This window comes from Tuberibacillus calidus DSM 17572, from assembly GCF_000430685.1.
Taxonomy (GTDB): Bacteria; Bacillota; Bacilli; order Bacillales; family Sporolactobacillaceae; genus Tuberibacillus; species Tuberibacillus calidus.
In genome coordinates this window covers 1-22,131 of sequence record NZ_AUMM01000032.1, presented here as the reverse complement: position 1 = coordinate 22,131, position 22,131 = coordinate 1, and the positions used below count along the sequence as shown (strand labels likewise).

The window sequence follows — 22,131 nt, the reverse complement described above, 5'->3', positions numbered from 1 at the left end:
TTTTGATGTCCATACACTATGCATTTCCCGAAGGCTTTTGGTGGGGAAGCGCCGTTTCCGCGACACAAATCGAAGGTGCCGCCTCAGAGGGTGGTAAAGGCAAAAACATCTGGGATTACTGGTATGAACAAGAACCGTATCGCTTTTTTGAAAATATCGGACCAGAGGTCACATCGGATTTTTATCATCGTTATAAAGAAGACATCCAGTTAATGAAAGAAATCGGTTTGAATTCGTTCCGCTTTTCCATTTCGTGGTCGCGCTTAATCCCTGAAGGTAGAGGCGACGTTAATCCGGAAGGGGTTCGCTTTTATGATGCCGTCATTGATGAATTATTAAAAAACGACATTGAGCCCTTTGTGACTTTGTTTCACTTTGATATGCCGCTTGTGAAGCAAAATGAAGGCGGATGGGAAAACCGTGCCGTTGTTGAGGCATTTGCGGATTATGCGAAAACGTGTTTTCAATTGTTTGGTGACCGGGTCAAAAAATGGTTTACTTTTAATGAACCGATCGTTCCCGTTGAGGGCGGTTATTTATATGATTTTCATTATCCGAACGTTGTCGATGGACGCCGCGCCATCCAGGTGGCCTATCACACAATGGTGGCGCATGCGAAGGCGGTAGAAGCTTTCCGCAAAGCTGAAATCAAGGACGGGAAAATCGGCATTGTGTTAAACTTAACACCGTCTTATCCTCGGAGCGGTCATCCTGCCGACCAAAAGGCGGCGAAAATCGCAGACCTCTTTTTTAACCGCAGCTTTTTAGACCCTGCCGTTTTGGGAGAATATCCAGCGGAGTTAATTGAGATTTTAAAGGCATACGATCATCTCCCACAGACCGAGGAAGGGGATGCGGAACTGATTAGAAACCATACGGTCGACCTACTTGGCGTCAATTATTATCAACCCCGTCGCGTAAAGGCTAAGGATCATTTGCCGAACACCGAAGGGCCGTTTATGCCGGAATGGTTTTTTGATGCCTACGAGATGCCGGGTAGAAAGATGAATCCTTATCGAGGCTGGGAAATTTATGAAAAAGGCCTTTATGATATTATGATCAATTTACGCGATCACTATGGCAATATTGAATCCTTTGTTTCAGAAAACGGCATGGGTGTGCAAAATGAAGAACGTTTTATGCAAAACGGCATCATTCAGGATGATTATCGCATTGAATTTTTCAAGGGTCATTTGAAATGGCTGCATCAAGCGATTCAAGAAGGCTGCCGTGTTAAGGGCTATCATGTGTGGACGTTCATGGATAACTGGTCGTGGATGAACGCTTATAAAAATCGCTATGGTTTGGTATCAGTAGACTTAAAAACCCAAAAGCGGACCATAAAGAAGAGTGGCGAATGGATGAAACTAGTGACACGAAATAACGGCTTTTAGTATGACGCTCTTGAATCGGACGAGGGTTACAAAGAAGGTGGGCCGATGAATCATCGCTTAAAAAGCATTTTTAAGGAATTGGTCGGGGCACAAAAGCCTTTGACCAGTTCCTATTTGTCAGGAATCATCGAAGTAAGCTCGAGAACAATCAGGCAAGATATCAAGGAACTCGGCGCCATATTACGGGAAAATGGCGCAGCGATACGTTCTGAAGCGGGCAAGGGTTATACGCTGACTGTGAATGATGATCGCCTCTTCAAAAACTTTTTACAGAAGGTGAATGATGAGAAAGTCAGTCCCGCCATTCCTAATTTACCGGAGGAGCGGGTGGTTTATCTATTGAAACGCCTCCTTCTCAGCGGGGATTATTTAAAAATCGAACAATTGGCAGAAGAACTTCACGTCAGCAAAACAACACTGCAAAATGATCTGAAGGAAGTAAAGCGGCACTTAAGAAAGTATGACATTGAATTGGAGGCTCGACCGAATTACGGTTTAAAGGCCGTTGGCGATGAAATGCGCATTCGCTTTTGTATTTCCGAATATTTGTTTAACCGGACAAAATCGGGTGCAAGGCGGATGCCACCGGTAGACATGTTGACAGATCGTGAAAAAGACAGATTATGGCACCTGCTCTTGGAAGAGTTTGAAAAGAGCCATCTCTTTATAGCGGAAATCGCGCTTAATAATCTGTTTATTCATTTGGTGATCGCCATTCAACGGATTCAACAAGGCCATCCCATTGAAGGCACTCCGAAAAATGTGGATCAATTAAAACAGACCAAAGAATATGATGTCGCCAAAAGTCTAATGAAAAAAATTGAACGGCAATTTGACGTGCGTTTTCCTGAAGAAGAGGCGGTTTACATCACCTTGCATTTATTAGGAGCTAAGAAAGCGGCACAAAAAATCGAAGTGTCCCCATCCATGGATGAAGTGGTGGATCAGGAGATTTATGCGTTAATCAATGCAGGATTAAATGAAATCGAATCCCATTTAAATTTGGGTTTAGAAAAAGACGAAGAGCTCATCATTGGGCTTTCGCTTCATTTAAAACCGGCGATCAACCGTTATCGATTCCGAATGAACATCAGAAATCCATTATTGGAAGACATAAAAAACAATTATCCCTTAGCCTTTGAAGCCGCGCTTTATTTTGCCAAGGGGATTGAGAGAGTCTCCGGTGTCTCTTTTGGTGAACATGAATGCGGTTATTTTGCTTTGCACATCGGCGCGGCTATGGAACGGCAGAAAAGCCGATTCAAAAGGAAGAAGGCTTTGGTGGTCTGTGCAACAGGCATCGGGAGTGCCCAACTGCTTTATTATCGCTTAAAATCCTATTTCGGAGAACAACTCCGGCTTGTCGGTACAACGGATTTGTCACGGTTAACCAGTGAACGTTTGGAAGAGGTTGATTTCGTCATCAGCACGGTCAGAATCCACGACCAGCTTCCCGTTCCCGTCATTTATGCGAATACCATTCCGTCTGAGGCGGATTTGGCGAGGATCAAACAGCATATTTTTGAAGGGAATCATCCGTTGGCGAACTACTTTAGACGGGATTTGATGTTTTTCCGCCAGTCTTTCCGAAACAGGGATGAAGTATTGGCGCACTTTTCAAAGGTTTTAGTCGCAAAAGGTCAAGCCGATGATCACTTTCTACAAGCATTGTTGGACAGAGAAGCGGTCGCGCCGACATCATACGGTCATTTGGTAGCGATCCCCCACCCCATCACGCCGCAAACCCAAGAGACTTTTGTCGCGGTGTGCACTTTGGAAAAACCCATTCACTGGGGAGAACACTCCGTTCAGTTGGTTTTTTTGCTTTGTGTGAAAAAAGGCAGCCAAGAAGATTTGCAATCCCTTTATCAGCTTTTGGTCAAGATCATCAATCAACCAGCCACTGTCCACTCGCTGATTAAATGTAAAACTTATGATGAATTCATGAATATCGTACTAAAAGAAAAATAATGATTGAAATGGCCGGCCTTCAATTACTCTTTCACATCTACTCGCTATGCTCCATCAAAAAATGGGGCATTGTTTTTTTATGAGGAATAAAACGGGTAAGTGTTTATTCGCAGGTTAAAAAACGTTCACCTCCGCAAAAAATGTAAATTTGAGGTAATTGGTCGTCATAGAGTCTACTCATGAAGGCTTGAGGGATGGCTTGCGCGCGCTTCTCCAAGAGCCGGAGTCGAATCGGAAATTCTCCTCCCTCACGTCAACCCAAGAAAGTGAAATCACTCGGACGGATTACGGGAGTTTCCTTGTTGATATGTACGTTCGCTTTTCTTCGTCTTGGTGCTTGCCCTGTCTTTTCGGCGGCGGATTGCAAAGCCTTTAAAATCAACTGCATGGAAATAAGGGTGATTGTGAACATAATAAGCGGGGCGAAGGGGACCCACGGCGTTGTCGTCAGTTCGTTAAAGGAGCTCCCGATAAGCCCCGACCATTCTCCGGACACGGACGTGTACTCCGTCTCGTCGAATCCGAAGGCAACGGAAGTTCCCCCGAAAAACAGTTTTAAGAGACCTAAGTGGATGAGGATGACGAGCACTTGTATCATTTGTTGCGCGAAGTGTATCCATATTTTAGGAGTTAAATGTGGCAGGACATGCTTTCTTAGAATATGGAGTCTCGTAGCTCCCATAATTTTTACACCTGCCATAAATTCTTGTTTTAAAATATGTTTTGTTTCGTTACCGAAAAACAAAGAAGCTGTAGGAATGGCGATTACAGTCAGGATAGCGATTTCAAAGCCCATACGCTGTGCGAAGCTGTATTCAAACTGATTGGTGACGCCGTTTTCCATGATCACCGGAGACAATAGGATGTAAGCCAACAAGGTCATGGGCACGTAGCTGAAGGCATCGATGATTTTTGGAAGAAAGCCACTCCATCGGGTAAAATACATGCCATAAATCAGCCCGAATAGCAAGGAAAAGATCAAACGCAACCCGGCGACAAGTAAAGTAATACCGATTGTAAATTTTGCTCCGATCATTAACCTGTAAAATAAACTATAGCCTTGACTGTCTGTGCCAAACGGCGGATAGTGAAGCGGCGAGAGTGGTGCGTGATCAATCAATTGGCCATGTTTATCGTACAACAACGTTTTCTGGGGAATGTCTCCATGTAACGTTTGAGTGAGAATGAGACTTCCGACAAAAAGGATTAAGATAATAGAAAACCCTACGATAAAAAGCGGATTCTTCAGCAGAGTTTTGATCAAACGATATCCACCCTCTCTTTTGTAACCTTAGTGATGACTAACTGACAGACGGATAAAATGATGAAAATCGGTACAAAGAACAATAAAAGACCAACCGTGAACGTCACGTTGGAAGAGTACCTTAACATAAAGTTCGTTAACCCGAAGATGTTAAACACATACTCGATAACGAGCAAGTTTGATAGCATAAACCAAAAGATATACTTAGTTTCTGAAAAAATCCGCACCAAAGCGTTTCGGAAGATATGCCCGAGCAAAACCGTTCTTTGCGACATCCCTTTTCCTTTTGCCAATTCCACATAAGGCTTTTCACTTTCCTCAATGAAATCAATCAACATCATTCGATACAACATGATCACGGGCAATAGACTTAAAACAAAAACAGGCAAAAAAATGGGTTGATTGTTATAAGCAGCGACGTCAAATAAAAGCAAATGGGTTTTTTGATAAATATAGATATCGCCGATTTGCATGACGGCTAAGATCACGACATCGGGGATCGCTTCGAGAATAAATAAAATGAAGCGCACGGCCTTGATGAAACGCCCTGGAAGCAGCAAAGTGAGATACGTGAAAACCAAAGCAATGAAGCAGGCGATGATGAAAGACAAAAATAAGGTGAGCAAGGAATGAAGCCACGGGCTTATAATCGCTGGGAAAAGGGGGCGGGTCGTCCCTAAGTCGTTATATGTTAAGTGCCATGGACTGGCTAAATTTTTCGTGAGATCCGCCAACGCGCTCAAATAACCAGCAATATCCAAGTGTATGCCGTTAAACAACGAGGGTGACGAGCCGATCAGAAGCAAGCCGATGACGATACACAAAAATTTTTCTAAGATAATAAAATAATTTTTAATGATAATCACCCCTTTTAACTACAATAAATTTATTATTTTGAATTTTCCCCCTAATTTATTTACATCTTAACATCAATTTGATAATATGTAAATAATCTGAATTCCATTATCGCGATAGGTTCTAAAATCTTAAAGCCTGATTGATTACTCTTCACATGAAGTGCCGTTATCATCGATGAAATGTCATTGGACTGATATAAAAGAACACATAAAAAAATTTATAGAGGGAGGGTCAAGATTGAAAAGGTTCAGCTTTTTGCTTTTCTTTCTTTGTGTTCTGTTGCCTTTTTCGTCGGCTTGTTCGGATGAAGGGGGCCATTCAAAGGGATCTAAAGCGGGGTATACGGTTGCTCAAGCTACGAAGGACGGCCATGTCGTCATTGAACATTTGAGCAATCAATTTGATGAAATTGCTCAAGGAGCGGTGAAGACAACAAACCTCGAAAAAGCTTTTGCTTTTACAGAAGCTATCAAGAACGGTCAGGAGAGCCAGCTTAAAGTCACCATCTTTAACAAAAACGGAAAATCATACACGAATAACTTGACCTATGATGGCAGCATCATTGTATTCAATAATCATTATGGCGGCTACAAGTTACCTCCAGGAAAATATCAATGTGAAACCATGACACCAAGGAATGATATTTTTTATTTAGAATCATGTACGGATAAAAAGGGGCAAAAGATCTCAACGGTGATTGCGATCATTAGCGACAGTCATTCCTTTAAAAACGCCGAGCAAAAAGTGGGTACCAAATAATAATGGTTTCGCAGGCTAGGATAATAAAAGCATGGCCATCTCCCAATGAAAGACTAGGGAAGTGGCCATCTTATTTTGTGATTCAATTTTGTTTTCTGCAGTTGCTGTAAAACGTTTAAAAGGTTTCTCCATGCTCATTGGATAAAGTTTGGAGGTTTGTGGTTTTTCCTGATACATTATAATTAGCATCTGCAGTGACCACACCGAAGAACAACGCAGCAGCCATTGTGATACCAACTAATTTGAAAACAATTTTTTTCATTTTAACGCTCCTTTTTCTAAAAGTTTTTGTTTGGCTTCATGAGCCAAATAGAAATAATGACTACTTTTGTCATATTTCCCTTTTTCATGATAATATGCGGCGAGTTGTTCAGCGTAGTCCTGAACAAAGCCAAATAGTCCTTCGTTATTGAAAAAAGCCAATCCTTCCTTTACTGCTGACTCCAAATCGTCATCATTCGCCTCATGGTTAAACTTATTTAAAATTGTGAGATGGTGTAAATACTCTTCGTTTTCAGTTTCTTGACAAACTTTTAATCCCTCTTGCAAAAAGCGATCGGCAATGTCAGTTTCTCCAATTTTAAAATACTCGCGAGCTAAAAGATAAGTGGATTTATGTAATTGGTAACCTGATTCATACACTTCAAGGAGATATCGAATGGCAACTTTGGATAATGTGGGTTGATCGGCATACATTAGTCCTAGGTTATAACGTATTAATATGGCCAATTGTTTATTTTTGTGTTTTAGGACGATATCCAAAGCCAAGAGGAAATGTTCTTCTGCTAATTCAAAATCCTTAATTGTAGTGTATGATAACCCCAAAATGTTTTCACAACCAGCAACTTTTAATTGGTAATCATCATGTTTCACGAAAACTTCTTTTGCTTTTAAGGCATAGTGGACAGCGAGTAAGGATTGGCGAATATAGTAGTAAAGATTTGCTAATGAATAATGAAATTCGGCTTTTTCTAGTTCGTCATCTACATACATTAGCAATGATTCAGCGGTTAAATAATACTTCTTTGCTTCTGCATAATTCCTTCGATAAGAAAATAAGAGCCCTTTAAAAAAGTAATAGTAATAGTCAATTGCTTTTCTACCAGGTTTATATGTCTTTTCCAGGTGATTCATTACTTTTTCGGCTTCGTTTAGTTGATCCGTCAATAAATAATATCGGACGTTCAATAAATAATAATAAATAAGTTGAACTTCATCATTCTTGATCAAATATAATTGACCATCAATATCTTGCTTTAGTGTATGAACCTTTTGAAGATGCTGCTGTCGAATGGCTTTATACCAACGAGAGAATAAGTGGATCATTTGCCCATTGGACGTAAGAACAGACATTCAAGCATCCTCCAATTACCAATAACATTTATCTGTTACAATAATAACATTATTTTGCAAGGAATATATTGGGAAAATTATAAGAAAAATTACTCAATGGGTTAGCGAATGTGTGTTCTTTTTTCATAAACTTATGAAAGGACCATTTAAATCTCAAAATAATCGTTGCCCAAAATGGGTTACCAAATTTAAAACCCACCCTAATCATTAAAATCATACGTTAAACGACCGACGCATTAGACGACTAAACCGTCAGCTTGAAGTGAAAGGTTTATCTAGAAAAAGGGAAGCACAAGGAAGCATCATGAAGTGAAACCTTTGACCACAAAACTGTGATACTTCAAAGGAACGCTCAACCATCGGTGTAAAGAGGAGCGTATCCCGTTGAACAGTCCGATTTTATCCGCTTTGGGACAGCTTATCAAACAGTTCCAGTATTAACCCAAAATGTCGATGTGTGTGTTTGGTCTTTTAAAGAATGAAAAATAAAATAGGATACCAAGCGATAGCGCGGTAGGGAGGGGGTACAAAACTAGGGTACTGAAAGTATTGTTTATAAGACTTGTCGAGAAAATCTTGACACATACACACATATTTTGCCTTTAAAAATTGATGTAATTATTGTAAAGTTAAGAAAGAGAAAGTGACCTAGGATAAAGGAGAGTTACGATGACCGATACATTGGCAAAACGCATGGATGATTATGCGAAATTAACGGTTCAAGTCGGCCTTAACCTGCAAAAAGGTCAACGACTATTCATCAACGCACCGCTCGAAGCAGCGCCTTTTGTTCGCCGCGTCGTGGAACAGGCTTATGCTAACGGGGCGGAACGCGTCAGCGTGAATTGGCATGATGATGAAACGCAACGCGTCCACTTACAAAAAGCGCCTGAAGCCACGCTGAAAGAAGTGCCGACTTGGGACATTGAGAAATACAAGCAAATGGTCGACCACCACGATTGCTTGCTCAGCGTGACTGGCCATAACCCGCGTGCTTTTGAAGGAATAAATCCTGAGCGGTTAATGCTCACGTCCAGAGCCAGTGGCGAACAGCTGCATTTCTTTCAAGTCGCGCAATTAAAAGGCGATATCCACTGGGCCATTGTCGGTGTGCCGACGGCCGCTTGGGCGCAAACGGTGTTTCCCAATCTCTCAACCGAAGAAGCGATCGCGAAATTATGGGAAGCAATTTTTAAAATCGTTCGGGTCGACCAACCCGATCCTGTGCAGGCCTGGCGTGATCATGAACGCCATTTAAAAGAAAAAACAGCTTTTCTAAACGAAAAGCGTTTTAAAACCTTGCATTATAAAAGTGCGGAGACAGATTTACATATCGATCTTCATCCTGATCACGTCTGGCTCGGTGGCAGCCACCAATCAACGTTCGGCACCCGTTACATCCCGAACATTCCGACGGAAGAAGTGTTTACTGCGCCACTTAAAACAGGCGTTAATGGAACCGTCAGGAGCACGAAGCCGTTGTCACTCATGGGCAACATGGTGGAAGATTTTACATTGACCTTTGAAAACGGCAAGGTCGTTGACGTCCAGGCGAAAAAGGGCCTCGAAGCTTTGCAAAAGGCCTTGGACATGGATGAAGGTATGCGTTATCTCGGAGAAGTCGCATTGGTGCCGCATGATTCGCCTATATCAAACCTCAATATCATTTTCAACAATACGCTTTATGACGAAAACGCGTCTTGTCACTTAGCGCTCGGCGCAGCGATCACCATGAACATTGAAGGCTCCGGAGGGTTGTCGAAAGAAGAACTGGTAAAAAAAGGCGTCAACCAAAGCGTCGGTCATACCGATTTCATGATCGGTTCCGCCGATTTGGACATCGACGGGGAAACCGCGGATGGCGAACGCATTCCGCTGTTCCGCAACGGCAACTGGGCTTTTTAATCCAAACCAATTAGAATGGACAAAAAGGATAAATAGGTTGACCGAGACCGAAAAATAACCCTGTATCACTCAAAAAGAGGTACGGGGTTTTTGGTTTTAATGTGACTTTATATTAGTGAGGGGCTCATTGTTGGAGGATTGGCTGATGTCCCAACCCCATTCTTATAAACTGATCTGGTTTTTCAGATGTTATCCCACAAGGTCCAACTATTGGCTAGCGGATTCCTGCTGTTTACCGTCAGAATCCACGCTTTTACCGCCGGGTTTCGGTGATTTACCTCCGGTTTTTAGCCATTTCACGCTAGTTTTTTAAAGTTTATCGCCAGATGGAAACCATTCTAAATTTTCAAAAGGCAAGTTTTCTATTTCGACTCTATCTATTCTGGAACACAGAAAATGTGAAAATGAGTGCAAAAACACCGAAAATCAGAGATCGATCATTGGAGCTTTTCAACTTGAAGTAGAAGGTTGCACGATACTTTTTATATAGCTGAAAAGGGAGACCTTGCCTTAAATGATAGAATATACTTATAGTAAATGAATCGGCAAGGATGATGGGTGATGAAAAAGAATATATTAAAAAATGATTGGGCGAAGTTTCTTGAAGAAGAGTTTTCGAAGCCATATTACATCAGATTGCGCGAGCAGTTGAAAAAAGAATACAAGACGCGCACCATTTATCCTGACATGTACGATATTTTTAATGCCTTGCATTATACCCCGTTTCATAAAGTTAAAGTGGTCATCCTCGGGCAAGACCCGTATCACGGCCCGGGGCAGGCGCACGGCTTAAGTTTCTCGGTCAAACCAGGTGTGGCGCTTCCGCCATCCTTGAAAAATATTTTTCTGGAAATGCAGCAAGATCTCGGGTGCCCGATGCCGCGGGACGGATATTTAGTTCCATGGGCGAAGCAAGGTGTCCTGCTATTAAACACAGTTCTCACGGTGCGTGCAGGTAGCGCCCATTCCCATAAAGCACTTGGTTGGGAACAGTTTACGGATCGCGTCATCGAAGTGTTGAATCAAAAAGAAACCCCTGTCGTTTATATTTTGTGGGGTTCAGCGGCGCAAGCCAAACAGCCGCTGATTGACACCACCAAACATTTTATAATCAAATCGCCTCATCCAAGCCCATTGTCCGCCCATCGCGGCTTTTTCGGCAGCCGGCCTTTTTCGAAAGCAAATGCTCTTTTGATACAAAGCGGACAAGAGCCGATTGACTGGGCGATTCTCAGCCGGCCACAGTCTATACATGCAAGCGGCGAGCATACTCACGCACGCCTATAGTCGCTGCTCGATAGACCCGTTCAGTTTTTTAGCAATCGGCCGTTTCTAAGAGCGAATGCCTTTTTGAAGCAAAGCGGGCAGGAGCCAATCGACTGGGCGGTTCTCAGCCGGCCGCAATCTATACATGTGAACGGCGAGCATTCTGACGTACGTCTGTAGTCTCCGCTCGATAGGCATGTTCAGCTTTTTCACCAATCGGCCGTTTCTAAGAGCGAATGACTTTTTGAAGCAAAGCGGGAAGGTGCCAATCGACTGGGTGGTTCTCAGCCGTCCGCAATCTATACATACGAACGGTGGGCATTCTAATGCTCGCCCGTAATCTCTGCTCGATAGGCATGTTCAGCTTTTAACCAATCGGCCGTTTTTAAGAGCGACCGTTTTTTGAAGCAAAGCGGGCGGGAACCGATTGACTGGGAAGTCCTCGCTCGGTCGACGCAAACACTAACGGGCGTCCAGCATCCCGGGATTCATCTTTAGACGAGCCGCGGACTAGGAATGTAAAACCATATATGATGAAAGCCCCGCAAACATTTTAAAAAAGAGGTGGAGCAAAACATGTGGAAAGTGCTTCAGTCAACGATAAGAAAGATCCACCGTTTTACCATTGCCATCGACGAAATTGAGCTCTCCAATAAGGAACGCATCACGTTTTCGTATGCAGCCTTTGCCAGCGGGGTGTGCATCCTGCCGATCACAAAAGATGGTAGGATCGTTGTGATCCAACAATATCGCCACCCCGTGAAAAGCCTCCAGTGGGAGCTTCCCGCCGGAGCCATTGATGCTGGGGAGTCACCTTTGGAAGCTGCTAAAAGGGAACTGAAAGAAGAAACGGGATATACAGCGAAAAGCTGGATTGATCTAGGAAGCTTTTATCCATCACCGGGATCGACGAGTGAGGAAATTTTCCTATTTGCGGCAACGGATTTGGAAAGTGGACAACAAATGCTGGAAAACAGCGAACACATTAAACGTCATGAGATGAGTATGGACGATTTGATGACGCTGATCCGAAAAGGGGACTTTAAACACGGCGGTGGCCTTGCCGCGGTCATGAGATACTTAGCCCAAGACGAGGGAGTAAGAGATCGATGAAGAAAAAGCTGCTGTTAACGGGGTTTGAACCTTTTTTAAACTATGACGTCAACCCTACGCAAAAAATTGTCGAAGCGATAAATGGTACAGAAGTTGGCGGTTTTGTTATTGAAGGAAGAGTACTACCTGTTGATTTCAAGCAATCAGCGATAGATTTATTGGACCATTATGAACAAACTGCTTCGGATGCTGTCATCATGCTCGGACTGGCAGCTGGACGGCGTCAGATCACCCCGGAGCGTGTTGCCATTAACATCAATGAGGGACCCCATGATAACCGTGGTTATAGTCCGGAGAATGAACCCATCGTAAAAGATGGTCCTGCCGCTTATTTCTCTACGCTACCTATTCACAAAATGGTGAAACGATTAAAGGACGCCGGAATTCCCGCTGCAATATCTAACACCGCCGGCACCTATCTCTGCAATCACGTCATGTACCGCATGCTGCATCATCTTGAAAGCACGAACAGTGACATTCCTGCTGGTTTTATACATATCCCTGCCTCCCATGAGCTTGCCCTTTCTAAACCCGAATTACCGAGTTGGCCAACGGTTCATTTAATTGAAGCGGTCAAGGTGTTGATTGAAACTTTAGAAGAATCATCATGACATCCGATCGGTTACCCCCTAAATGATGATAGGGTATGGGGATCAGTGAAAGTGGGTAAAAATTTTGGTTAGCCGTCACACTAAAGAAACTTGGCTCTGCCAAGCTTTTCTGGTCGAAGGTGGAGCCTTAGTTGCAGCCTGAAAAAATCTTATACCTGTAAAAAAATGACGATCAATTTGGAGATGCATCACATTGAACAAAAAACAGAAACTTTTTGAGAAAATCAAAGGGAAATTAATTGTTTCCTGCCAGGCGCTTAAAGATGAACCACTCCACAGCCCTTTTATCATGGGAAGAATGGCCTATGCTGCACAACTTGGCGGGGCTTCGGGAATTAGAGCCAACGGCATTGAGGATATAAGGGAAATTAAAAAGCGCGTTAACTTGCCGATCATCGGGATTATTAAACAGGATTATCCGAATTCGGAAGTTTTTATTACACCAACGCTTCATGAAGTTGAGGCGCTCTGTCGTGAGGGGGTGGAGATCATTGCGCTTGATGCGACAAAAAGAATCCGCCCGGATGGCCAAACCATCCGTGAAGTTTTTCCGATGATTAGAGAAAAATGGCCGGACCAAATTTTTATGGCCGATTGTTCCGATTATGAAGAAGCGAAAGTCGCTTATCACCTCGGCTTCGATTGCCTGGGGACAACGCTCAGTGGATACACGGCCTACACCAAGAATCGACGATTACCTGACTTTCAGCTTATGGAAGCGTTAGTGAATGATTTCCCTGTTCCGATTATTGCTGAAGGCGGGATTTCTACACCTGAAGAACTAAAACACGCCTTTGACCTTGGTGTACATGCGGCAGTGGTAGGTTCAGCCATCACCCGGCCGCAAGTCATTACCAAAAAATTTGTAGATGCCATAACTCATTAGACTAGACCATTTGCCAAAGGTTAACTGAGGCCATTGGGGAGGGTATGGTCCCTCAAGCAAATGTTTTGAACGTAAAAATATTGAGTTTTACAATGATAGTGGCACCATTTCTTGGCTGTCGGAGTAAAAAATCGTTGAAGGAGTGAAAACATATGGCGAAGAAAATTGCGGTTGTTTTGACTAATGATTTCGAGGACTCTGAGTACACGGGACCTGCCGAAGCTTTTAAAGCAGAAGGTCATGAGCTCACTGTCATTGAAAAAGAAAAAGGCAAAACGATCACGGGAAAACACGGTGAGGCAAAAGTAACGGTTGACGCCTCAATCGACGAAGTTAAACCTGAAGACTTCGATGCGCTTCTCATCCCAGGAGGTTTTTCGCCAGACATCCTTCGAGCCGATGATCGCTTTGTTCAATTTGCTAAAGCGTTTATGGATGCCAAGAAACCGGTATTTGCGATCTGCCACGGCCCGCAACTCTTAATTACGGCCAAAACACTGAACGGCCGCAAAGTGACGGGCTATAAATCGATTCGTGTGGATTTGGAAAATGCAGGCGCAAACTTTGTTGATGAAGAAGTTGTCGTCTGCTGCAATCAACTCGTCACGAGCCGCACGCCAGATGACATCCCGGCGTTTAACCGTGAATCACTTAAACTCCTCGCAAACTAATAAGGTGACTCATCTCCGCCGCCTCCAACATGCTTGGAGGTGGCGGTTTGTTTGTATTTTATATTGGTAAGGCAGTGTATTATTTTTCAGGCCAGCATAAGGGCGACTGATCCTACCCTTGCATCAAAAGGTATGGCAGAGCTAATTTTTTTTGCGATATTTTATAGTTTTCTTTTCAACAAAAGCCCCATTATTGCAATAACTTAATCCTTAGTAAAACCTACAATTGAGCAATGACCCATATAAATATTCAAAACCACCGAGGTCAGATTTTCCATCAACCACGATGATTCCGCTAGCCAAAATCATGCTTAATCCAAGAACATTAACTTAACACCTGATTTGTTGCTTTTTTTCACAAATAAAAATCCGATAATTAGAGTTAGTAAAATTCCAATTGTACTCAACATTTTTTATACCCCCTAACCCCTATTAACGGTTACTCCAAATATTCAAGAAAAAGTTACCTACAAAAAAACAAAAGTGATGAATTTTTTTGCTGTCAAAACTCCTTGCACGGTTTAGTTTACCCATTTTCGGGATAGGTAATATGTTAAGTTATTATCAAAGGCATAGCAGAAACGTTAGATAATATGATTCTGAAAATTAAGCCTAATATCTAAACTCTAATTTTCTAACAAATCGGTTTCCCAGTTTGTACATGTATGATAAAATTTGGAATCATAGGGATTAGGAGGCTTATTAAATGCGCGTTTTGCTGGAATTTAGCATGCAGTCAATGCCTGTCGCTTACCGTTTGGGGATTTTATCTATTATTAAGGAGATGATAAGGCTAGGATCAGAGGATTATTACCATAATCTGTTTGAACTAAATCAAAATAAAATGAAGCCATTTGCTTTTTCAACCTATTTTACAAATATGAGTATTCAAGGTGATATGATTTTTGGGGACGGTTTTTCCGTGACGGTATCGAGCTCTTCTTATGAATTGATGATGCACCTTATGAATGGCAGCCAAAGGAAAAAAGTTTATAAATACAAAGACAAGGAATGGGTTTTATTACATAAAAGGTTGTTGCCAAATCCCCCCAGTTTTTCATCAGAAGTTACTTTTAAAACCTTATCCCCTTTATTGATTGAGAACAAAGAGAAACGGCCTGTATTGGCCGATGATGGGGCATTTGAAAGCGAATTCAATTATTATGCGGAAATGCAAGTACGAGAGCTGGCTCAACGTTCATTGTATCAGCCGATTCAAATATTGTGGAATGCCATGAAAAAGCAGGTTGTTAAAGAATATTTACATCAAGAGCAAAACACACCACTGTATTTTACAACCAATACCGGTCTTATTAAATTAAGGGGTCATTCGGAGGATTTAAAGATCATTTATGATGTCGGAATTGGCAAAAGAAGTTCCATGGGCTTTGGCTTACTTGATGTTGAGGAGGTGGCCTATACATAATGGAACAACTTTCGGTAGGGATGGGTGAGTGGTTTTTTACTCAAGGACTAATCGGCTATAAAACGATCCTTGAAAACTATGGTGTGAAAGTTAAAACAACCTATGATGGCATTATCGTAGAAAAACAACATCTAGAAATCATGGCAGATGCCTTTTTCGATTACTATTTAAAAGTTTATAGTGTGGCTTCACGTGAAGAGCGTTATTTGCGTCGGCTTCATCATCAATTTAAAAATGGTGAAACAACCGTAAAAAAGGATCTCAATCAGCGCATCAATGAAACAAAAAAGAAGGTGGAAAAATATTTTTCTGACTCAGAAGAAGGTCTTCGCTTTATTGAAGCAGCTAATCGTTATCGACAGGAGAAAAAATATGATGAAAAATTAGATGATTTACTTGAACAAATTATTGAAAGCCTTTCTACGAAACAGATTGATGAAAAATTAACAGCCAATTTCTTTAAAACAGCCATTCTAAGATCCTATTTTGGTCAGGTTAGTTTCTTGAATGTCAGTAAAAATGCGCTAACACTCGAGGAACAAAAAGCTGTCTTTTATAAAGATTTCATTGAACCCGTATTAGTTGAATGGGCATTGATGGATGCCATTGAAAAGGAAGACGCGGAAGAAGTTCATAAAGTATTAAATGGAACTAACCATAAAATATTTAATTCTATAAAAAGCGCATTTAAGAAAAAAACCGTAAACGAGATGAAAGATTTTATTCAACAAAAAGTGCATCACTGTTCCTTTACCGAATTTCCCATTGCCTTGCATTCATTTGAGGAAGGGATTTTTACTCCACTTGCATTAAGTTTAAAGAACGTTAATGTGACGTGGGAGGCTCAAAAAACGTTTTTACCGTTATGTTCTTTAGCACGATTATTAATATTTTGTTCTCAAGCTGGGGCGACCAGATCGCAAAATAAATCTGTGTTCATTTATTATGGGGGAACTTTTGATGCCCTCTATCAAACGAACCAATTTTATGCGGATATGAGAAACCCATACAAAACCTTTGATGAGATTGTCTTTGACTTAGTTCGCGAACAAAAGTTAAAGGCGGACTACTTAACAAACCATTATATGATTTTTGAATTTACTTCTGACTATGATTCCAAAAAAACTATTTTAGACTATATGGTCATGACGCCATTTCTTATGAAGCTCTTTTCGGAGCATGGGGATTTATTTCAACAGATACACCCCATCAATCGAGGAACCTTTATAAAATATCTCTTGCAGAATATTGACCCTAAACATTTCATCTTGAATGTTCTTCGAAACAAAATTAAAAATGGTTATTCCGCTTTAGAAGTCATTCGTATGATTCAAATTCGCCATTTAAATTTATTACTTGCAAAGGGGGAAGAAAAAGTGGAAAGCGCTCAACAAAAACGCTATGTGTGGGCACTTGTGAAGAGTGCGGAGGAGGTCAGGCGTAAAATAGGCGATAAAAAAGCGCAAGGTATTGCTTATCGTTTATTAAATGCCGTTCGTTCGCACAACAAAAATACTTTTATGGATACAGTGATGCGTACCTACATTAGTTGTGATTTGCAAATGCCGGGGATATTACTCGAGGCATTACATGAAGAGAAAATGGATTTTGCAACAGTTGGCAATGCCTGGGTTGCCGGACTCATTTCCAAGCCAAATGAAATCAAAGAGGGGGAAAAAACAGATGAATAAAATGAAAGGCATCACATTTTCGGTGATTTTCCGTGCGAATTCTTTGAATTACGGAGAAGGGACTGCAAATATCTCTGAACTAAAGAAATTTCATCGCGGAAACGGAGAGGTTTACACCTTTGCGTCACGTCAAAGCCTCCGATATGATATCGTTCGATTGGGAAATCAATTATTTGATTGGAATCTGAATGTTGTCGATAAAGCTCAAGGGGTCGTTCAATTTAAGCCGGATTGTACCATCGAGGATTCCGTTGAAATGGACTTGTTTGGCTATATGAAAACGAAAGCCAATGAGGGGGCCACTAAACGCTCAGCGGTTGTACGGTTAAGCCATGCGATTTCCTTAGAACCTTATCACAGTGATTTGGAATTTCTAAATAACATGGGTCTTTCTAATCGCATTAACGAAGATGCCAACTTAGCGACCTTAGAACAACATGTCAGTTATTATACTTACACGTTGACGATTGATTTGGCACGTGTTGGTGTGGATCAGGATATTAACTTGCCAAATGCTGAGAAAGCCACTCGTGTTAAACAATTATTAGAAATTGTAAAACTACTAAATCGAGAAATAAAAGGACGCCAAGAAAATTTAGCACCATTGTTTATTATTGGTGGAGCTTATCCAATCCCGAATCCATTTTTCCAAGGACGAATCGCCTTATTACCAAATGAAAAAGATCAATTGAATCTTGATTTACTAAAAGCCACTGTAGAAACGACCGTGTTTGGTGAAACCATCAAAGAAAAGACCCGTATCGGTTATGTGAACGGCAACTTTGCCAATGAAATGGCATTTAATCAAGTTGCAGAAAGTGGCTCGGTCGACCACTTTATTGATTATCTAAAAGGGAAAATAGATGAATACTTTGAGGTGTAATCAATGAAAGCATTGCGCTTAAAAGCCTTTCAAGAGACGGCGTGTTACACCAAACCTTTCGCAAATAAGGTTACAGAAACCTATCCCTTACCGCCTTATGCGACCGTCAAGGGCATGATTCATGCCGTCATGAAAGCAAAAGAATTGATCCCCTTTTCCCTTTCTATACAAGGGGACTATGAATCTATGATTATTGATTACAGGAAGACCTATTTTTTTGAAGGTAATAAGTTTAATTTACCGATTGTCCTTGATGGGTTGGCTGTCGAAATACCAGAAATTTCCCATATGACTTCTATGCCGCTATATACCCACATGCTATATAATGTGGAACTTGTTATTCACATTAATGCGGAAGAAGATATTTTGCAAAAAATCTATGCCGCTTTTAAAGAGAATGATGCTCATCTTTCACTTGGACGACAAGAAGATCTATTGCGTATTGATGACTTGGCATTCGTTGAACTGGAGACCCCAGATTTATTTGCAGGAGTTTCTCTAAAGCATTCGGCATATATTCCTGCTGAGGCTATTGAAGTGGATGAACGGGAAAGTGGCATACCTTATTTGTTAAATTGGACATATATCATTAAAAATGGTCTCCGCGAATGGAGACGAATACCTTCCGTCTTTTTGTCAAAGAGGACATTTGTCACGGATGAAACATTTTGCAAACCTGTTTATCAAGACGATGAAGGCTATCTTGTGATTTGGAATGATAAGTAACGGCGAGCCAACGGTAAACGTTGGCTCTTGTCACAAGGAGGTTTAGACGCATGTTACTTGCTAAATCCAATCCCGTAGAAACATTGGCTGAACATACGATGGAATTAATGAAACGTTACGACTTATTGTTTAAAGCTTATGGTGAATTATTCGATGCTGATGTATGGGAACTTTTGCGGCTGGCTGTGATGTATCATGATACGGGTAAGGCGTATACATATTTTCAATATACAATAAAAAAAGCATTAAATTTGGAAGTTGAAAAACCTCTTGAACTTATTCACATTCCTCATAACTATTTATCTCCTTTTTACCTCCCGTTGTCGATTCTAAAAATGGACAAGGCGAGCAGAAAAATTCTCATTCAAGCAATTGCTTACCACCATGAGAGAGAAATCGTTCCAGATAGCCACAAAATACTGGAAATGGCCAAACTCGATATCCCCAAGCAACTCGAAGCGATTAAAGAAGCGTTTGCGTCATTCGATATGGAATTTCCAGAGGATGATCGATACTTTCCCAGAATTGCTTCACACCTTGATGAACAACGGATAAAAAGTATAGCTCAGGATAATAAAATATACCTCACGTATGTTCTTGTAAAAGGGCTATTGCACCGATTGGATCATGCTGCATCGGCTCATGTCGCAATAGAAGTTGATACCGATTTTGATTTCAACGATTTAACTCAAAAATATTTAAGAAAATTGACAAATAAAACGGTAGGTTATATGCGTCCATTGCAACAGTTTGCACATGAGCACCAAAACAAAAATTTGGTTTTAATTGCACAGACAGGGATGGGGAAAACGGAAGCAGCTTTACTGTGGGCAGGGAAAAAGAAAACCTTTTTTACCGTACCGCTCCGTGTCTCACTAAATGCTTTATTTGACAGAGTGGCTTCCGAAATGGGCTATGCCTACTGTGGATTGTTACATTCGACGAGCGCGCATTATTTAGATGACAGCGGACGTGAAGACTGGGAAGTCATTTATGATCAGTCTAAACACTTCGCAAATAAACTCATATTCACAACCATCGATCAGATCTTAAAGTTTCCTTTCAAATTTCGCGGTTATGAAAAATATTATGCAACATTAGCTCATTCGTGTGTGATCATCGATGAAATTCAAGCTTATAGTCCATGGATCACGGCTGTCATTATTAAAGCATTAGAAATGATTCATAAAATTGGCGGACGGTTCATGGTCATGACGGCTACGATGCCGCAGATTTATTTGGATGCATTAGAAGAACGTGGCTTACTTGATGAACAATGTACTCAACATACGTTCTATGATGATACTTACTTAAGACATCGCATCGAATTACATGATGAATCATTGGATGATGAACTTGATGCTATAAGTCGAAGCGCTGTAGAGAAAAAAGTATTAGTGATCGTTAATACAATTGATCGTGCGGTTGACTTTTATGAACGTTTAAAAGAAATACTGGATGATCGTGTTTATCTATTACATTCACGGTTCATTCAAAAGGATCGCCAGTTATTAGAACAATCATTAAAAAATTTTGATCGCAACCCGGAAGCAACAGGAGTGTGGATCACAACACAAATTGTAGAAGCATCAATTGATATTGATTTTGATGAGTTATATACAGAACTCTCGCCGCTAGACAGCCTTTTTCAGAGATTTGGCCGATGTTATCGCAAGCGGCCATTAAATCATCCGGAGGCAAACATTCACATTTTTATGAAGGATCCCAGTGGATCGGGGACGATCTACGACAAGGAGATAATGGCTATTTCTGAGAAATTGCTTCATGAGCATATCAATAAATTTGGCCCGGATGTTTTAGAATCAAGAAAAATCTCAATGGTTGCCGCTTTGTATTCAAAAGAAAATTTAATGGGAACCGATTTTTATGAAAGGTTTCAAAAGGCATTAATGGAACTTGATCATATGGACGATTACAGGGTCTCTTTTTCTGAGGCACAACAAATCCTTCGAGGAGATGAAACGATCATGGTTATTCCACGCAAAATATATGACGAACTTATTCCGCTTTTTGAGGCATTAGAAATAGAGGCCGATGGAAAAATGAGAAGCCAATTACGCAGGGAAATAGAGAAATATTCTTGCTCAGTTTCAAAACATATGTTTAAGAATGCATTACATCCGATTGACCATTACCGTCAAACTAAAAGTGGGAAGTATCCGGTGATGAATTATGTCTATATCCTAGAAAAAGATTATGAATTCTACCCAGACACGGTTGCCGGCAGGGGCATCTTGAAAGAAGAATCTAAATTTGAGGAGTTGTAAACATGATCAGTGGTCTTCATGTTCAATATTATTTTATCTGCCACAGGAAACTTTGGTTATACTCAAAAAATTTGGGCTTTGAGGCAGAAGACGAAAAGGTCATTGATGGTAGTCTATTACATGATCGAGCGTATAAAAACGCCGACCGTAAGGAATTATTGATTGATCAATCCTTCAAAATTGATGTGATAGATGGCGATTATGTCAGGGAAGTCAAGTTATCAAGTAAAATGACCGAAGCGGATAAATATCAGTTACTCTTTTATCTTTATCAATTGAAGAAAAGAGGTTTAAACAAGAAAGGACTTGTGAGTTATACAAAGGAAAAACGCACTGAAGAAGTTATTTTGACAGATGCAGATGAAAGAAAATTGGATGAGATTGAAAAAGCTATTAATGAAATTCTTCAGAGCGAAAAAATTCCAAAGCGTTTGAAAAAACCTTATTGCCGCCAATGTGCCTATTATGATTTTTGTTATATTTCCGAGGGAGGAGATACATAAGATGAAGAAAGATTATTTTGTTTTCAGCCCTGGAAGAGTGAAGAGATCCAATAACACTTTTTATTTTATTGATAAAGAGGATAAGAAAAAATCATTACCAATTCATCAGATTGATAATATTTTTGTTTTTGGCACGTTGGATATGAATACGGAATTTTTAGAAATGCTTAATCAACATGATGTAGCGCTGCATATATTTAATTAGGGTCTACTGAATAACAAAAAAATGTTGATTTAACAAGGGTTTTTCACTTTTTTGTCGAATTTATATGCAAGGGTATGATTCGGAAACTTATCAAAAATCTTGCACTTGGAGGGACTAACTTTGTACGAACATCATGCCGATCAACTCATCCTGCCACATGAATTTTTCCTGCCGTTTGGTGGACAATTAAATCCCAATAACCGTTGGGTGGTCTTGTCTAACCTCATCCCCTGGTCAAAAGCTGAAAAAGAATATGTCAAGTCACTGGGAGACGTCAGGCAAGGACACAAGGCCTTTTCGGTTCGTTTGGCACTTGGTTCATTGATCATTCAGGAACGCCTGAAGTTGAGTGATGAGG

Annotated in this window: 21 protein-coding genes; 17 read left to right on the top strand and 4 right to left on the bottom strand. The window is 40.9% G+C overall.

Going from position 1 to position 22,131, the window contains the following annotated elements; all coding sequences use genetic code 11:
- Positions 1-5: 5 nt before the first annotated feature.
- Positions 6-1,394, top strand: a complete 1,389-nt coding sequence (locus H532_RS0109345; RefSeq protein ID WP_027725270.1) for a glycoside hydrolase family 1 protein — start codon at positions 6-8, stop codon at positions 1,392-1,394.
- A gap of 45 nt (positions 1,395-1,439) precedes the next feature.
- Complete coding sequence (locus tag H532_RS0109340) at positions 1,440-3,365, top strand: BglG family transcription antiterminator (RefSeq protein ID WP_027725269.1); 1,926 nt, start codon at positions 1,440-1,442, stop codon at positions 3,363-3,365.
- Between the two features lie 253 nt (positions 3,366-3,618).
- Here H532_RS0109340 and H532_RS18405 read toward each other — a convergent pair whose 3' ends face one another.
- Together H532_RS18405 and H532_RS0109330 are read right to left on the bottom strand one after the other, a co-directional pair.
- Positions 3,619-4,629 (bottom strand): ABC transporter permease, encoded by a 1,011-nt coding sequence (locus H532_RS18405; protein WP_051263243.1) that lies wholly within the window; start codon positions 4,627-4,629, stop codon positions 3,619-3,621.
- Entirely contained in the window at positions 4,626-5,495 is an 870-nt protein-coding gene (locus tag H532_RS0109330) for an ABC transporter permease subunit (protein WP_027725268.1), read from the bottom strand. The genes H532_RS18405 and H532_RS0109330 overlap by 4 nt, the downstream gene beginning before the upstream one ends.
- Before the next feature lie 229 nt (positions 5,496-5,724).
- Here H532_RS0109330 and H532_RS0109325 point away from each other — a divergent pair, with 229 nt between their 5' ends.
- A complete protein-coding gene (locus tag H532_RS0109325; protein ID WP_027725267.1) occupies positions 5,725-6,246 on the top strand; it encodes a hypothetical protein in 522 nt (173 codons plus the stop codon).
- Between the two features lie 115 nt (positions 6,247-6,361).
- On the opposite strand, the gene H532_RS20320 is transcribed toward H532_RS0109325, so the two are convergent.
- Together H532_RS20320 and H532_RS0109315 are read right to left on the bottom strand one after the other, a co-directional pair.
- Positions 6,362-6,508 carry a hypothetical protein gene (locus H532_RS20320; RefSeq protein WP_155995023.1) on the bottom strand — a complete coding sequence of 49 codons (147 nt, stop codon included), beginning with the start codon at positions 6,506-6,508 and terminating at the stop codon, positions 6,362-6,364.
- Positions 6,505-7,599 carry a response regulator aspartate phosphatase gene (locus tag H532_RS0109315; RefSeq protein ID WP_027725266.1) on the bottom strand — a complete coding sequence of 365 codons (1,095 nt, stop codon included), beginning with the start codon at positions 7,597-7,599 and terminating at the stop codon, positions 6,505-6,507. Before H532_RS0109315 ends, H532_RS20320 begins: the two co-directional genes overlap by 4 nt.
- Before the next feature lie 669 nt (positions 7,600-8,268).
- Between H532_RS0109315 and H532_RS0109310 the strand changes: the two genes are divergently transcribed.
- The 14 genes from H532_RS0109310 to H532_RS18400 form a co-directional block, all read left to right on the top strand.
- Positions 8,269-9,504, top strand: coding sequence for an aminopeptidase (locus H532_RS0109310; protein ID WP_027725265.1), 1,236 nt, complete (start codon positions 8,269-8,271; stop codon positions 9,502-9,504).
- Between the two features lie 561 nt (positions 9,505-10,065).
- On the top strand, positions 10,066-10,791 hold the full coding sequence (locus H532_RS0109305) for a uracil-DNA glycosylase (RefSeq protein WP_027725264.1): 726 nt from the start codon (positions 10,066-10,068) through the stop codon (positions 10,789-10,791).
- A 555-nt stretch (positions 10,792-11,346) separates the two neighbouring features.
- On the top strand, positions 11,347-11,883 hold the full coding sequence (locus tag H532_RS0109300) for an NUDIX hydrolase (protein ID WP_027725263.1): 537 nt from the start codon (positions 11,347-11,349) through the stop codon (positions 11,881-11,883).
- Positions 11,880-12,494 (top strand): pyroglutamyl-peptidase I, encoded by a 615-nt coding sequence (gene pcp, locus H532_RS0109295; protein ID WP_027725262.1) that lies wholly within the window; start codon positions 11,880-11,882, stop codon positions 12,492-12,494. Before H532_RS0109300 ends, pcp begins: the two co-directional genes overlap by 4 nt.
- A gap of 193 nt (positions 12,495-12,687) precedes the next feature.
- Positions 12,688-13,380, top strand: coding sequence for an N-acetylmannosamine-6-phosphate 2-epimerase (locus tag H532_RS0109290; RefSeq protein ID WP_027725261.1), 693 nt, complete (start codon positions 12,688-12,690; stop codon positions 13,378-13,380).
- A gap of 152 nt (positions 13,381-13,532) precedes the next feature.
- Positions 13,533-14,051 carry a type 1 glutamine amidotransferase domain-containing protein gene (locus tag H532_RS0109285; RefSeq protein ID WP_027725260.1) on the top strand — a complete coding sequence of 173 codons (519 nt, stop codon included), beginning with the start codon at positions 13,533-13,535 and terminating at the stop codon, positions 14,049-14,051.
- A gap of 706 nt (positions 14,052-14,757) precedes the next feature.
- Positions 14,758-15,477 (top strand): CRISPR-associated endoribonuclease Cas6, encoded by a 720-nt coding sequence (gene cas6, locus H532_RS0109270; RefSeq protein ID WP_027725259.1) that lies wholly within the window; start codon positions 14,758-14,760, stop codon positions 15,475-15,477.
- Complete coding sequence (locus H532_RS0109265; protein ID WP_027725258.1) at positions 15,477-17,168, top strand: hypothetical protein; 1,692 nt, start codon at positions 15,477-15,479, stop codon at positions 17,166-17,168. Before cas6 ends, H532_RS0109265 begins: the two co-directional genes overlap by 1 nt.
- A 1-nt stretch (position 17,169) precedes the next feature.
- Entirely contained in the window at positions 17,170-18,051 is an 882-nt protein-coding gene (cas7i, locus tag H532_RS0109260) for a type I-B CRISPR-associated protein Cas7/Cst2/DevR (RefSeq protein ID WP_038112016.1), read from the top strand.
- A 3-nt stretch (positions 18,052-18,054) separates the two neighbouring features.
- Positions 18,055-18,777 carry a type I-B CRISPR-associated protein Cas5b gene (cas5b, locus tag H532_RS0109255; RefSeq protein ID WP_027725256.1) on the top strand — a complete coding sequence of 241 codons (723 nt, stop codon included), beginning with the start codon at positions 18,055-18,057 and terminating at the stop codon, positions 18,775-18,777.
- Positions 18,778-18,827: 50 nt separating this feature from the next.
- Positions 18,828-21,065 carry a CRISPR-associated helicase/endonuclease Cas3 gene (locus H532_RS0109250; protein ID WP_027725255.1) on the top strand — a complete coding sequence of 746 codons (2,238 nt, stop codon included), beginning with the start codon at positions 18,828-18,830 and terminating at the stop codon, positions 21,063-21,065.
- A 2-nt stretch (positions 21,066-21,067) separates the two neighbouring features.
- The gene (gene cas4, locus H532_RS0109245; protein WP_027725254.1) at positions 21,068-21,568 is read left to right on the top strand and encodes a CRISPR-associated protein Cas4; all 501 of its coding nucleotides are present in this window, start codon (positions 21,068-21,070) and stop codon (positions 21,566-21,568) included.
- A gap of 1 nt (position 21,569) precedes the next feature.
- Positions 21,570-21,773 (top strand): CRISPR-associated endonuclease Cas1, encoded by a 204-nt coding sequence (locus tag H532_RS0109240; protein ID WP_027725253.1) that lies wholly within the window; start codon positions 21,570-21,572, stop codon positions 21,771-21,773.
- Between the two features lie 120 nt (positions 21,774-21,893).
- A partial coding sequence (locus H532_RS18400; RefSeq protein ID WP_038112010.1) for a transposase occupies positions 21,894-22,131 on the top strand: 238 nt, incomplete at its 3' end.

Excerpts from the sequence above, each read along its gene's own strand:
- H532_RS0109345 (WP_027725270.1), top strand. The coding sequence starts at position 6 with ATGTCCATACACTATGCATTTCCCGAAGGCTTTTGGTGGGGAAGCGCC.
- H532_RS0109340 (WP_027725269.1), top strand. The coding sequence starts at position 1,440 with ATGAATCATCGCTTAAAAAGCATTTTTAAGGAATTGGTCGGGGCACAA.
- H532_RS20320 (WP_155995023.1), bottom strand. The coding sequence starts at position 6,508 with ATGAAAAAAATTGTTTTCAAATTAGTTGGTATCACAATGGCTGCTGCG.
- H532_RS0109315 (WP_027725266.1), bottom strand. The coding sequence starts at position 7,599 with ATGTCTGTTCTTACGTCCAATGGGCAAATGATCCACTTATTCTCTCGT.
- H532_RS0109310 (WP_027725265.1), top strand. The coding sequence starts at position 8,269 with ATGACCGATACATTGGCAAAACGCATGGATGATTATGCGAAATTAACG.
- H532_RS0109305 (WP_027725264.1), top strand. The coding sequence starts at position 10,066 with ATGAAAAAGAATATATTAAAAAATGATTGGGCGAAGTTTCTTGAAGAA.
- H532_RS0109300 (WP_027725263.1), top strand. The coding sequence starts at position 11,347 with ATGTGGAAAGTGCTTCAGTCAACGATAAGAAAGATCCACCGTTTTACC.
- pcp (WP_027725262.1), top strand. The coding sequence starts at position 11,880 with ATGAAGAAAAAGCTGCTGTTAACGGGGTTTGAACCTTTTTTAAACTAT.
- H532_RS0109285 (WP_027725260.1), top strand. The coding sequence starts at position 13,533 with ATGGCGAAGAAAATTGCGGTTGTTTTGACTAATGATTTCGAGGACTCT.
- cas6 (WP_027725259.1), top strand. The coding sequence starts at position 14,758 with ATGCGCGTTTTGCTGGAATTTAGCATGCAGTCAATGCCTGTCGCTTAC.
- H532_RS0109265 (WP_027725258.1), top strand. The coding sequence starts at position 15,477 with ATGGAACAACTTTCGGTAGGGATGGGTGAGTGGTTTTTTACTCAAGGA.
- cas7i (WP_038112016.1), top strand. The coding sequence starts at position 17,170 with ATGAAAGGCATCACATTTTCGGTGATTTTCCGTGCGAATTCTTTGAAT.
- cas5b (WP_027725256.1), top strand. The coding sequence starts at position 18,055 with ATGAAAGCATTGCGCTTAAAAGCCTTTCAAGAGACGGCGTGTTACACC.
- H532_RS0109250 (WP_027725255.1), top strand. The coding sequence starts at position 18,828 with ATGTTACTTGCTAAATCCAATCCCGTAGAAACATTGGCTGAACATACG.
- cas4 (WP_027725254.1), top strand. The coding sequence starts at position 21,068 with ATGATCAGTGGTCTTCATGTTCAATATTATTTTATCTGCCACAGGAAA.
- H532_RS0109240 (WP_027725253.1), top strand. The coding sequence starts at position 21,570 with ATGAAGAAAGATTATTTTGTTTTCAGCCCTGGAAGAGTGAAGAGATCC.